The sequence below is a fragment of the Arthrobacter sp. DMZ02-1R genome, from assembly GCF_057747935.1.
In genome coordinates, this window is record NZ_CM173230.1 from 4161796 (window position 1) to 4174148 (window position 12353).

The following is a 12353-nucleotide window of genomic DNA, read 5'->3' on the forward strand; positions in this document are numbered from 1 at the left end:
CAACAGCTCATCGAAATACCAGCGGGTGTGCTGGGTTCGATCGCTGCGGCTGCAGATGCTGTTGAGTTCTTGTTCACATTTGAAGTGTGCAACGTAACAAAGGGAACTTGCAAGTAACAAAGGGTCAAACCGTCCACATTTTGAGACGAATCACACTATTGTGCTGCATGTCACAATTCAAGCATGTCCAAATGTGACCCATTCTCGTTCGTCACAATGGCCGTTTGGAACGCAATATTCGAAGATAATTTGATCGATTTGGCAATTTTTGAATCTTAAGTCACGTCACGCGCTTGCCTTTGAATCTCGAGATATGAAACAACCCTTGTCCAATCCCGAATCTGCGTCTCATGAAAATTTTCCGGCAAATCGTCTGCTAGGGGCCTTGTAGAAGGCCGGTTGAGCATGGTTTGAAGCTCGCGCCGGCACAGTTTGAACGCCGGTTGGGACGCCGTCGTGACCCTCGTTGCCTTCGGAGGGCGCTTGCGACCCGGGGAGTCGCGTTGTTCTGAGGACAAAGCGCGGCAAAGAGGGGCACGACGGACACCATATGCACCATCACTAGTTGGTGGTGCCGGAGCCTTGAGTACTTGAGGTGGCAGTGGCAGTCACGATCTGGATGGACTGGGCCGTGTACTTATCGGAATCCTTGAGCGCGGTGACCCTCACGCTGGATCCAGATTTCACATCGGCAAGGGTCAGGGCCGTGCCGCCGGCCGTGCCGCCGGTCGTGCTTCCGCGTTGCCGCACGCCCTCCGCCACCACAACGTCCGTTCCCAGGACATAGGTACGGGTGAATCCATCCTCGCTCTTGACCGTCATGGAGCTCGCCGAGATGTCCGTGACGGAGCCCAGCTGCCCCACCATGGTGACGTAGGTGCCGTTTTGCAGAACCACGTACTCAGAGTGGATGGCCCCATTCAGGCCGCCCATGCCCACACCCAGGCCGCCCGGGCCGGCGTTCGTGCCACCCGGGCCACCGAATCCGCCCGGGCCGTTCTGCCCGGCCTGTCCCGCGGCACCTGGCCCAAGGGCATTGCCGGTATCCGCAGCAGTTCCATTTCCAGCAGCGTATGCACCTGCTCCAGCCGCCGCCGCGACGACGACGGCGACCCCTCCGACGATGAGCCCCTTCTTCAGTGTCCAGTTCTTGAAGAATGAGGGACGGGGCTGCCCGGGGGTGTATTGCTGCGGCGCACCCCACCCGGCGGCGGGTTGCCCGGGTTGCTGGTTAAGCGGCTGCTGGTTCACCGGCTGCGGCGCACCCCACCCGGCGGCGGGTTCCCCGGCTAAAGGTTGTCCGGAATCATCAACGGGCCGGATCACCGGCCGCGGCTGCTCATTCCCCTGTACGGACCCAGGTACGGAGGGGTTGTTTTGCTGATCCATGGTGTTCTCCATCGAAGTCGAGACTGTTTGGGTCGTAGTTGTCCTTGTCCCAAACAGCGTCAGCCGCTTTCCTGTGTGCGGGCTGTGCCGAACTGCAGGCCTTCCTGTGACCTGCGGCGTGTTGTGCCGGACAGTGGCGGAAAGCCCGCCACTGCGCGCTTGGCGTACCGTGCCTTTGGACAGGTGGCTAGGCTGAGACTCACAGGGTGCTCACAGCATTGGCAAAGCACCGGCAAACCGGCAGATTGGAGAGTTGTCCCATGGCATCCTCGCACTCCATGACAAACAACCTTCCCCAGCTCAGCCACCCGGACGGTTCCCCCATCCGCGCCCTTGTGGTGGACGACGAACCCAGCCTCGCCGAGCTCATGAGCATGGGCCTCCGCATGGCGGGTTGGTCGGTGGCCGTGGCCGGCGACGGACCCGCGGCGGTCAAGCTCGCCAAGGACTTCCGGCCCGATGTCCTGGTGCTGGATGTGATGCTTCCAGGGTTCGACGGCGTTGAGCTGCTTGGCAGGATCCGCGCCTTTGCGCCTGAGGTGCCTGCGCTCTTCCTCACCGCGAAGGACGACGTTCAGGACCGCATCGTCGGGTTGGCCGCCGGCGGGGACGACTATGTCACCAAGCCGTTCAGCATGGAGGAAGTCCTGTTGCGGCTGCATCGCTTGGTCCAGCGTTCGGGCGTTGCCGCGATGGACACGGCCGAGCTGGTTGTGGGTGACCTGACCCTGAACGTGGACACCCGCGAAGTCACTCGCGGGGGCGAAGACATCCAGCTGACGGCAACCCAGTTCGAGCTCCTGCGCTACCTCATGGAAAATCCCAAGCGCGTGGTCAGCAAGGCCCAGATCCTGGACCGCGTGTGGGACTACGACTTCGGCGGGCAAGCCAACATCGTGGAGCTCTACATCTCATACCTGCGCAAGAAGATCGAGGCCAACCACCCGCCCATGATCCACACTGTGCGCGGAGCCGGCTACGTCATCAAGCCCGCCGAATAGCCCGGGACGCCGAATGTCCGCGCTCTCGGGTATCCCCCGCCAGGCCGACCATCGCTGGTTCGATCCTTCAACCTGGCACCTGCGCACACGCTTGATCCTGGTCTCCATGGCACTCCTGGTGGCCATCTGCGGAGCCGTGGGCGTGGTCAGCTACGCGTCTATGGACGTTTTCCTCACCAAGCAGCTCGACCAGCAATTGATGCAGGCTTCCCATGGCCGCCCGCCCATAGGTGATCCGAATGGACGCCCAGATCCTTTGGACGCCCGGGGCCAGAGCATCGGCACGCTGAATGCACGCATTCTTGGCAGCCAGGTGAGCAGCGCCGGGTTCTTGTCCTCCGACGCCACCCGTACGTCCTTGTCGCCCAACGATGCCGGAATCCTGTTGGCTCTTCCCCACGATGGCCATCCGGTTGATCGGACCCTTTCCAATGGCGGTTACCGGCTGGTTGCCACTGAAACTCCTTACGGCGATGTTGTCATCACAGGCCTGCCGCTCGCCTCGAAAGAGGATACCGAGGCCTCGCTCGTGTGGACCATGGTGCTGGTGTCCTTGGGCGGGCTGGTGCTCATTGGACTCGCGGGAACCGTGCTGATCCGCCGCACCATGCGTCCCCTGGAGCAGCTCTCAGACGTCGCTACCAAAGTGTCGAAGCTTCCGCTCGACGCCGGCGAGGTGGCTCTCGCGGTGCGCGTTCCGGCGTCGGCGGCCCACCCCGGCACCGAGGTGGGCAGCGTCGGTCATGCTTTGAACCTCATGCTGGACAACGTCTCCAGCGCGTTGGAGGCACGCCAGCAAAGCGAAACCAAGGTGCGCCAGTTCGTGGCCGATGCCTCGCACGAGCTGCGGACGCCGCTGACGGCGATCCGCGGCTACACCGAGCTGTTGCGCATGACGGAGACGTTCACCGAGGACGGCCGCAAGTCGCTGGGTCGCGTGCAAAGCCAGTCCGAACGGATGACCACCCTCGTAGAGGACCTCCTTCTCTTGGCACGGCTGGACGAAGGAAAGGCACCCGAGTTCACCGATGTGGACCTCACGCAGTTGGTGATCGAGACCGTGAGCGACGAGAAAGTCATGGCCCCCGAGCACATCTGGCAGCTCAAGCTCCCCGATGAGCCCCTTACGGTCCGCGGCGACACTACGCAGCTCCACCAGGTCTTGGCCAATCTGCTCTCCAATGCCCGCAAGCACACGGAGGCTGGAACCACCGTGGTCACTGGAGTCATGCGCTCGGCCGATGGAAGCGCCGTGGTCACCGTGACCGATAACGGGCCTGGCATTCCGCCTGAATTCCAAGGCAGGATCTTCTCGCGTTTTGCCCGTGCCGACGCCGCCCGTTCCGGTTCCGAGGGCACGTCCGGGCTCGGCCTGTCAATCGTGGAATCGATCGTTCAGGCCCATGGAGGCACCGTCGAGGTGGCCTCGCGTCCCGGCCGGACGGAGTTTGCCGTGAGGCTTCCAGCGCTCAGAACCGCGGCGGCCTGAAGTCCGCCGAGAAGATCACGACGCCGGAGCGCGGCTAGCGCAAGTCGGCGCACCGGCGTCGTGATCTCCGTTACCTAAATGTGACTTAACCGGAGCCCTCCTGTACCGTCGAATGGGTGCGCGGGATCATTCCGGCCACCGCCGGGTAGGCGCCGAGCTCTGCCACTCCCCGGTGCCCAAACTCCAGGCAGAGACGGGGGACCCAGGTCTCCGGGCAAACGCTCATGTTGAGCCAGCCCTAGGGGTGAAGCCGTACCGCCACGATTCTCAGTGGCCACGGCCGGATGACCTCATCCGAATCCGACAGCTAACTCCGCAGGCGTCGAGAGGCAATCACCATGTCTGGTTCCAAGAATCAGTCGCGCCCTGTTGCGCGCCACCGCGGCGAAACTGCCCGGAGAAACAAGTCACGTTCCACCCTGAGGCGAGCCGCCGCAAACCTCGGCACCAGCCAGCGCATGGCAGTTGTTGCCGGCGTCGTTGCTGTGTTCCTCGGGGCAGGCGCCGCCACCCAGGCCGCCGGACAAGCCATCAACGCCCAGGACATGAGCCAGACGTCCGAATCGCGCGCCGTCGTAGAGCAAAGCGCGACGCCGTCCGCCACCGCCACGCCGTCGGCGAGCGAAAGTGCTAAGCCAAGCACCGCTCCGACGCAGGCACCCGCTCCCGCTCCTGCCGCCGTCGCACCCCAGGCTGCGGCACCGGCCGCTCCCGTGGCACCTCCCGCTCCGGCAGCCCCGGCTGCGCCAGTTGCCGTCGATGACCCCGCCGGCGCCCAGGCCTACGCCGCGAGCATGCTTTCCTCCTACGGGTGGGGCCAGGGCGAAATGTCCTCCTTGATGACCCTGTGGAACAAGGAATCCGATTGGCGGACCACTGCTACCAACTCCTCGAGCGGCGCTTTCGGCATTGCGCAGTCCCTGCCGGGCGAAAAGATGTCCTCCGAGGGCGCGGATTGGCGGACCAACTACCAGACCCAGATCCGCTGGGGCCTGAACTACATCAAGGAACGCTACGGATCCCCGTCTGCGGCCTGGGCGTTCCATTTGGCCCACAACTGGTACTAAACGCACAACGTACGCAGAGGTCCGTCCCTTCAGGGAACGGACCTCTACTGCGTTAATCAGGTCTCCCCCACATCCACAGCCGCGTCACAGGTTCCGCCTAAAGCACTCATATTCGGCGGCGGCACTCTGGATACATGACGCTCATCGAATCCACCACAGGAACCCTGAAGGACCCCGCGGTGGTGCCGCCGGGCCTCCCGATCCAACCCAGGACCCCTATTCAAGGCAGCACTGCCCTTCAATACAGCTCAGTGCGGCGCACCCCCGTGGACATCCACACCACCGTCCCCGTCCTCGATGTCACAATCCCCGTCTTCAACGAGGAGTGCGACCTCGAAGAGTGCCTGCGCCGGCTTCACGGCCATTTGCGCGAATCTTTCCCGCACGGCTTCCGCATCACCGTGGCCGACAACGCCAGCACGGACAGCACCCTGAAAATCGCTGAACGGCTGGCCAGGGAATTGCCGGAGCTCGTGGTGGTCCATCTTGAGGAGAAGGGACGCGGCAACGCGTTGCGCAAGGTGTGGCTCGCATCGCCGTCGCCCGTTCTGGCCTACATGGACGTGGATCTGTCCACGGATCTCGCCGCGCTTGCGCCCCTTTTGGCGCCACTGATCTCCGGCCATTCGGATCTCGCCATCGGCACAAGGCTGACCCGCAACTCCCGGGTTGTCCGCGGCCCCAAGCGCGAATTCATCTCGCGCAGCTACAACCTGATGCTGCACTCGTTCATGGGTGCCCGCTTCAGTGATGCCCAGTGCGGCTTCAAAGCGATCCGGGCCGACGTTGCCCAGCAGATCCTCCCCCACACCATGGACAACTCGTGGTTCTTCGACACCGAACTTTTGGTCCTCGCGGAACGCTGCGGCCTTAGGGTCCACGAAGTGCCCGTGGACTGGATCGACGATCCCAATTCCAGCGTCGACGTGATGCGCACCGCCCTGGCCGACATCCGCGGCATGGCCCGGCTCACGCGGGACCTCGTCTCCGGACGTATCCCCATCCCGGAACTGCGCGCAGCCCTTGCCCGCGGCCCGCTCCCGGCATCGTCCCGTACCGCAGAACAGAACCCGCGCAGCAGCCTGTTCGGGCAACTGGTCCGGTTCGCCGCGATCGGTGCTGCATCAACCCTCGCCTATGTGCTCATCTTCTTGTTCTGCCGCGGTTTCATGGACCCCCAGCTGGCCAACTTCCTGGCACTCCTCATCACGGCCATCGCCAACACCGGCGCCAACCGGCGCTTCACCTTCGGCATCCAGGGCGGCAACCCCATACGGCACCACTTCGAGGGATTGATCGTCTTCGGCATCGGCCTTGCGCTCACTTCCGGTGCGCTCGCCTTGGTGCACAGTACGACGACGCCGGACCGCTGGGGCGAGCTCCTCACCTTGGTCGGGGCAAACCTCGCCGCCACTGCAGCCCGCTTCCTGTTGTTCCGGCTGTGGGTCTTCCGGCAGCCCGGAACACGGCTGGCACCGCCTCCGCCGCCGGTCGCGGCGGCGGAGGGGCGGCCGGAGCCCGCGATCGAATCCACCTCACCAGACAGCCCGCTCACAGAAACGGCAGCATCATGACCTCCACGATCTCTCACGCAGGCACAGAGCCCGCCGCCGGAACCGACACGGCAGGTCCCGCCGTCGGAACTGTAATTTCTGGCAATGGGGACACAGCCCACGGTGGTCGCTCCACTGGCCCATCAACTCCCGGGGCCCCGGGAACCACGCCCCGCTGGGCCCGATATGCCTTTGGCCGCCAGCCCCGCTGGGTGCGGCCGTCCGCCGCCGGGCTCCTCGTGGCCACCGCGTTCCTGTATCTCTGGAATCTCGCGGCCATCGGCTATGGAAACTCCTTCTACGCTGCAGCCATCCAGGCCGGAACCAAGGACTGGACGGCATTGCTGTTCGGTTCGCTCGACGCCGGCAATGCCATCACCGTGGACAAGCCACCCGCATCGCTATGGATCCCGGCCTTAGTGGGCCGGATCTTCGGCTTCTCGTCCCTAAGCATGCTGGTTCCCGAGGCGCTGATGGGCGTGGCCGCCGTCGGGTTCCTCTATCTGACGGTCAAGCGCGTGTCCGGGCCCGGAGCGGGTTTGCTGGCTGGCGGCGCTCTGGCGCTGACTCCGGTGGCCGCGCTCATGTTCCGCTTCAATAACCCTGACGCCATGCTGACCCTGTGCCTGGTGTTGGCGGCGTACTTCACCACTCGCGCTATTGAACGCGCGGGCTGGAAGTGGCTCGCCGCAGCCGGAGCCGTGGTGGGCCTCGCGTTCCTAAGCAAAATGCTGCAAGGCTTCCTGATTGTTCCAGGCCTGGGACTCGCGTACCTCTGGGCCGCCCCCGCCCCGTTGCGGCGGAGGCTGCTGCACCTGCTCGGCGCACTGGCCGGTATCGCTGTAGTGGCCGGCAGCTACATCGCTCTCTTCCAACTGACTCCGGCTTCGGCACGGCCTTACATGGCAGGGTCGACAACCAACAGCTTCCTTGAGCTGACCTTCGGCTACAACGGGCTGTCCCGCATTACAGGCTCGGGCGAAGGCATGCCCGGCGGCGGAGGCGGCGCAGCCAGTGCTCCAGCAGGTGGTCTGGGCGGCTTCGGGGGCGTCGGCGGTGGCGGGAACGCCGGCTTCGGTGGAGCTGCGGGGATCGCCCGCATGTTCGGCACGAGCTTCGGCGCCGAGGTCTCCTGGCTTCTGCCTGCGGCCTTGATCCTGCTGGCTGCGGGCCTGTGGTTCACCCGCCGGGAAGCACGGGCCTCGCGTACCCGGGCCTCGCTGATCCTGTGGGGTGGCTGGCTCCTGGTCACCGCGGGCGTCTTCAGCTTCATGAGCGGCATTGTCCACCCCTACTACGCAGTAGCGCTCGCACCGGCAATCGCCGCCTTGGTGGGCATCGGCAGCGTGGAACTGTGGAGAGGCCGCGGGTACTGGCCCGCCAGGATCATCTTGGCCGTGGTGGTCCTCGGCAGTTCGGTCTGGTCCGCGGTTCTTCTGGGCCGCGATACCTCATGGCTTCCCTGGCTGCGCATCGTGATAGTCGTCCTGGGCGTGGTGGCCGCCGCCGCAATCCTGTTTCGCCTCGACTCACTACGGCCCGCGGGCCGGTTCCGCAGTGCGGCGGCCGCTGCCGTCGTCGTCGTTTCCCTCCTGGCGGGCGGCCTCGGCACCGCGGCGTGGACGCTCGCGACGGCGGCTACCGCGCACTCCGGTTCCATCCCGACGTCGGGTCCCAGCGGCTCCGCCATGGGCGGTTTCGGAAACCGCGCCGGGTTCGGCACAGGTGGATTCGGGGCAAGGGATTCGGCGACGAGCGGTTCAGCAGGTCAGGCTGGTGCCGCAGGTCAGGCGGGTGCCGCAGGTCAGGCGGGTGCCGCAGGTCAGGCCGCAGGCGGCCCGGGTGGCGAGGGGACGGCCGACGCCGGACTGACCGCGCTGCTGACATCCACCACTACCAAGTGGTCCGCGATCGTTTCCGGCGCCACCCAGGCTGCCAGCCTTGAGCTCGCCACGAACACCAACGTGATCGCCCTCGGTGGCTGGAACGGCGGCGATCCCTACCCCACGCTGGCACAGTTCCAGGACATGGTGGCCAAGGGACAGATCGGCTACTTCATCGCTGGCGGCGGCATGGGCGGCGGCATGGGCGGCCAGGGCGGAAACTCCGAGGTGGCTGCTTGGGTCCAGGCGAACTTCCAAGCCCAGACTGTGGGTAACTCCACCGTCTACAAGCTGACGAAGTAGTCTCCGATGACCACTTCCTACTCGACAGACACCGGGTCCAAGCCAGATACCGATTCCACGTCAGAGCATGCGGCGCTTCCAGTGCCGTTGGTCTCGCGATCCCGCTTGGTGCTTCTGCCACGGCAACAAGCACCGCAGGTCCGGAACGGCCGGTCCCGCACTGTCCGAAGCCGCCAAACCCTGCGCCACCGCGTGGAACTGGCTGGCGTGCTCCTTGCGACGGCGGTCCTGTACCTCTGGAACCTCGGCGCTTCCGGTTGGGCCAACCCGTTCTATTCCGCGGCAGCCCAGGCCGGCTCGCAGGATTGGGCCGCATGGTTCTTCGGATCCTCCGACGCCGCCAACTCCATCACCGTGGACAAACCACCGGCATCGCTGTGGATCATGGGGCTCTCGGTGCGGATCTTCGGACTGAGCTCGTGGAGCATCCTGGTTCCCGAGGCGCTCATGGGGGTCGCGACGGCGTGGCTGCTGTACTTGGCAGTACGGCGAACCGCGGCCCCGGCCACGGGCGATCCCCGGCTCGCCCACCGGGCGGGGCTGTTGGCCGCCGTCGTCATGGCCATCACCCCGGTGGCCACCCTGATGTTCCGATTCAACAATCCGGACGCTCTGTTGGTGCTCCTCATGACGGCTGCCGGCTACGCCACGGTGCGGTCCATCCAGGACAACAAATTGCGTTGGCTCCTGCTGGCCGGGGTGTTCCTGGGCTTCGGCTTCCTGACCAAACAACTTCAGGTCCTGCTGGTGGTTCCGGGATTTGCCGTTGCGTATGTGGTCGCCGCGCAGGGTGGAGTGGGCCGTCGCTTGCTTCGGTTGCGCAGTCTCCTTCATCTGCTTGCGGCGGGGGCAGCCATGGTGGTCTCGGCCGGCTGGTGGCTAGCCGTCGTCGAACTCATACCGGCGAACATGCGTCCCTACATCGGCGGTTCCCAGAACAACTCGATCCTGGAACTGACGCTCGGCTACAACGGCCTGGGCAGGCTCAGCGGCCAGGAGACCGGCAGCGTTGGCGGCGGCAGCGGTTGGGGCGTTCCCGGCCTGTTCCGGATGTTCAACAGCGAGTTCGGCGGCCAGATCGCGTGGTTGCTGCCTTCCGTACTGATGCTCGGGGCGGGGCTGCTGTGGTTGGGTCGACGCGCCCCGCGCACGGATGCCGTCCGTGCCTCTGTGATCGTGTGGGGCGGGTGGGTGCTTGTCACCGGGCTGGTCTTCAGCTTCATGGCCGGCATCATCCATCCCTACTACGCGGTGGCCCTGGCTCCCGGCATCGCCGGGCTCGCCGGCCTGGGCGGGGTGCTTTTGTGGCAACGTCGCGGTCAGCTCGGCGCCGCGGCACTGCTTGCCGCAGCCGTGGCCGCGGCAGGATTCATGGCCTTCGATCTCCTGGGCAGAACCACCGCGTACGGTCCGCTGCTGCGCTGGCTGGTGCTCTTGGGCGCCTTGGCAGCCGCGGCCGGACTGCTGCTCGCGGGGCGCTTCACTTCCCGCATCTTCCAGCGCACGACGGCGGCGCTCGCCCTCGCGGCATCGCTCGCCGGGCCGTTGGCCTACTCGATATCAACCGCATCCGTGACGCACAGCGGTGCAATCGTGAGTGCGGGTCCCACCACTGGATTCGGTGGCTTCGGCGCGGGTGGCCCCGGAAGCAGGGGCGGTTTCGGACAAAACGGCGCTGGTCAAAACACCGCCCAGAACGCTCCGCCGCAAGCACTTCAGCAGGGCACGCAGGCCGGCTTTGGCGGGAACCGGCAAGGTGGCGGCATGGGCGGCCTGCTCGGCGCCACCACGCCGTCGTCGGAGTTGGTGGCCGCACTGAAAACCGGCGCGTCGAGCTACACCTGGGCGGCCGCCGTCGTGGGTTCCAACAACGCGGCCGGCTACCAGCTTGCCACTGAACTGCCCGTCATGGCGGTGGGCGGATTCAACGGAACGGATCCGTCTCCCACGCTCGAGCAGTTCCAGCAACTCGTGGCACAGGGCAAGATCCACTACTTCATCGCCGGCGGCACCATGCAGGCTGATAGTGGATCGGCCGCTCCGGCCCAGATTGCGCAATGGGTGGCTGCGAACTTCCAGGCGCAGACTATCGGCGGGACCACGGTGTACGCACTGGCCGGCTGAGCTGCGTGGCTTCGACCAGCTAGAACCGCAGTTCGATGACCCGGCGGCCCGAAGCGTCCAGAGCGGCTGTGGCAGAGACGGCGGAGTAATCCGCGATCTGCCACAGCCCATCTGCCGCTTGGCCGCCGGCGTCGCCCACCACTACTGTCCTCATTCCGGCGGCAAGGGCGGCATTGATGCCTGCCGGAGCATCTTCGAAAACGACGACGTCGGCCGGCTCGGCACCGAGCAGCGCGGCCGCCGTCAGGTAGCCTTCCGGGTCCGGCTTGCCGCGGGTCACGGCCTCGGAGGTCACGGTTGTAGCCGGCATGCCGAGGCCGGCAGCTTGCATCCGCACTCCGGCAAGGATCCGATCGGCCGAGGTGACCATGGCGACGGCGTCGGACGGCAAGGACTCCAGCAGCTCCGCGGCTCCGGGCAATGCCACAATCCCGTCAGTCCGCGTCCGCTCCATCTCACCGAGTTCCTCGGCGAGCGCGTCGATGTCAGCTCCCGCCGGGGCGAAGCGGCGCACGGTGTCCTTGGCCTGGACGCCATGGGAGGTCCGCAAAATCTCCTCGATGTCCAGTCCATAGCGGCCGGCGAATTCGCTCCACACCTGTTCCACGATCGCGGTGGAGTCCACCAAGGTACCGTCCATATCGAAGAGGACGGCCCGGACAGTCAGGGTTTTCACGGTTTCAGCAGGCAGGTTCATGCATTCATCCTGCACGCGCGGCCCGGCCGAAGACTAACTTTTACGGTGTGAGTCCTAGCCGTTCGGCCTGTTGGGGATGTACTGAACGGCCCATTTGTTGCCGTCCGGATCGGCGAAGTACACAAAGTGCCCCCAATCCTGGACGTCGATGTCGCTGACTTCCACGCCGTTGGCCTTCAGTTGGTCGTGCGCCTCCTTGATGTCGCCCACCACCATCTGCAAGCTAGGGGCGGTGCCGGGAGGAGCATCGTTGAGGCCCTCGCCGATGCAGATGGAGCAGGCCGAGCCCGGCGGAGTCAGCTGGACAAAGCGGATGCCGTCCATGGGCCGCTCGTCAAAGTCGGCGTTGAAGCCCACTTTGTTGACGTAGAAATCCTTGGCGCGGTCCACATCGGACACAGGGACAAATACAAGTTCAAGTTTCCAGTCCATGCGCCAAAGGCTATCGGCGGAGCCGGAAAACCGGTAGAGGGCAATCGATCCGGCTCCGCAGCAACGCCGAGACCGTGGGCCGCGTTCCGGAACGCAGCCCACGGCCCACACCCACACGGGCCAGGGAAGGATTCCTGGATATTTACCGCCTGGTGCGGGATGAAGCCGGCCTGCTCCCCGAAACCGCCCGCGATTTCCTTGCGCAGGGCATGCTCATGAACACCCTGATCGGCATCCGCCTGCCGGAGATCTATGAGCAGGATCCGACAGCCGAGGAACTGCTCGAATGCACCCTGCGGTCCAAGCTGCCCATGGTACTCAAGGCAAGTAAGGCGCAGCGCCGGGCTGGCTAGTTTCTCATGCCGGGACTTGTCCCACCGGCCCTGTAGCTTTCTCCCCTTCTTTGCCGGGCGGA

At 65.2% G+C, this 12353-nt stretch carries 10 protein-coding genes and 1 riboswitch; of the genes, 7 read left to right on the forward strand and 3 right to left on the reverse strand.

Annotation, left to right across the window (positions count from 1 at the left end):
- Window positions 1-561: 561 nt before the first annotated feature.
- The gene (locus tag AC3ANQ_RS19775) at window positions 562-1389 is read right to left on the reverse strand and encodes a hypothetical protein (RefSeq protein WP_488302604.1); all 828 of its coding nucleotides are present in this window, start codon (window positions 1387-1389) and stop codon (window positions 562-564) included.
- Between the two features lie 260 nt (window positions 1390-1649).
- On the opposite strand from AC3ANQ_RS19775, the gene AC3ANQ_RS19780 reads away from it, so the two are divergent.
- The 6 genes from AC3ANQ_RS19780 to AC3ANQ_RS19805 all read left to right on the forward strand — a co-directional run bounded on the left by AC3ANQ_RS19780 (window position 1650) and on the right by AC3ANQ_RS19805 (window position 10809).
- Window positions 1650-2390, forward strand: a complete 741-nt coding sequence (locus AC3ANQ_RS19780; RefSeq protein WP_184740899.1) for a response regulator transcription factor — start codon at window positions 1650-1652, stop codon at window positions 2388-2390.
- 13 nt (window positions 2391-2403) lie between these two features.
- Complete coding sequence (locus AC3ANQ_RS19785; protein ID WP_488302605.1) at window positions 2404-3879, forward strand: sensor histidine kinase; 1476 nt, start codon at window positions 2404-2406, stop codon at window positions 3877-3879.
- Between the two features lie 163 nt (window positions 3880-4042).
- Window positions 4043-4215, forward strand: a riboswitch (cyclic di-AMP (ydaO/yuaA leader).
- Between the two features lie 2 nt (window positions 4216-4217).
- Entirely contained in the window at window positions 4218-4946 is a 729-nt protein-coding gene (locus AC3ANQ_RS19790; RefSeq protein ID WP_488302606.1) for an aggregation-promoting factor C-terminal-like domain-containing protein, read from the forward strand.
- A 134-nt stretch (window positions 4947-5080) separates the two neighbouring features.
- Entirely contained in the window at window positions 5081-6520 is a 1440-nt protein-coding gene (locus AC3ANQ_RS19795; protein ID WP_488302607.1) for a bifunctional glycosyltransferase family 2/GtrA family protein, read from the forward strand.
- Window positions 6517-8685: a glycosyltransferase family 39 protein gene (locus AC3ANQ_RS19800; RefSeq protein WP_488302608.1), complete on the forward strand. Its 2169-nt coding sequence runs from the start codon at window positions 6517-6519 to the stop codon at window positions 8683-8685. The genes AC3ANQ_RS19795 and AC3ANQ_RS19800 overlap by 4 nt, the downstream gene beginning before the upstream one ends.
- Before the next feature lie 6 nt (window positions 8686-8691).
- Entirely contained in the window at window positions 8692-10809 is a 2118-nt protein-coding gene (locus AC3ANQ_RS19805; protein ID WP_488302609.1) for an ArnT family glycosyltransferase, read from the forward strand.
- 19 nt (window positions 10810-10828) lie between these two features.
- Here the strand turns inward: AC3ANQ_RS19805 and AC3ANQ_RS19810 are convergent, their stop codons facing one another.
- Complete coding sequence (locus AC3ANQ_RS19810) at window positions 10829-11506, reverse strand: HAD-IA family hydrolase (protein WP_488302610.1); 678 nt, start codon at window positions 11504-11506, stop codon at window positions 10829-10831.
- Between the two features lie 54 nt (window positions 11507-11560).
- Window positions 11561-11938: a VOC family protein gene (locus tag AC3ANQ_RS19815; protein WP_488302611.1), complete on the reverse strand. Its 378-nt coding sequence runs from the start codon at window positions 11936-11938 to the stop codon at window positions 11561-11563.
- Between the two features lie 74 nt (window positions 11939-12012).
- Here AC3ANQ_RS19815 and AC3ANQ_RS19820 point away from each other — a divergent pair, with 74 nt between their 5' ends.
- Window positions 12013-12291 (forward strand): hypothetical protein, encoded by a 279-nt coding sequence (locus AC3ANQ_RS19820; protein WP_488302612.1) that lies wholly within the window; start codon window positions 12013-12015, stop codon window positions 12289-12291.
- The last annotated feature ends 62 nt before the right edge of the window (window positions 12292-12353 follow it).

Coding starts and splice junctions, on each gene's coding strand:
- AC3ANQ_RS19805 (WP_488302609.1), top strand. CDS start 8,692: ATGACCACTTCCTACTCGACAGACACCGGGTCCAAGCCAGATACCGAT.
- AC3ANQ_RS19790 (WP_488302606.1), top strand. CDS start 4,218: ATGTCTGGTTCCAAGAATCAGTCGCGCCCTGTTGCGCGCCACCGCGGC.
- AC3ANQ_RS19810 (WP_488302610.1), bottom strand. CDS start 11,506: ATGAACCTGCCTGCTGAAACCGTGAAAACCCTGACTGTCCGGGCCGTC.
- AC3ANQ_RS19785 (WP_488302605.1), top strand. CDS start 2,404: ATGTCCGCGCTCTCGGGTATCCCCCGCCAGGCCGACCATCGCTGGTTC.
- AC3ANQ_RS19780 (WP_184740899.1), top strand. CDS start 1,650: ATGGCATCCTCGCACTCCATGACAAACAACCTTCCCCAGCTCAGCCAC.
- AC3ANQ_RS19775 (WP_488302604.1), bottom strand. CDS start 1,389: ATGGATCAGCAAAACAACCCCTCCGTACCTGGGTCCGTACAGGGGAAT.
- AC3ANQ_RS19815 (WP_488302611.1), bottom strand. CDS start 11,938: ATGGACTGGAAACTTGAACTTGTATTTGTCCCTGTGTCCGATGTGGAC.
- AC3ANQ_RS19795 (WP_488302607.1), top strand. CDS start 5,081: ATGACGCTCATCGAATCCACCACAGGAACCCTGAAGGACCCCGCGGTG.
- AC3ANQ_RS19800 (WP_488302608.1), top strand. CDS start 6,517: ATGACCTCCACGATCTCTCACGCAGGCACAGAGCCCGCCGCCGGAACC.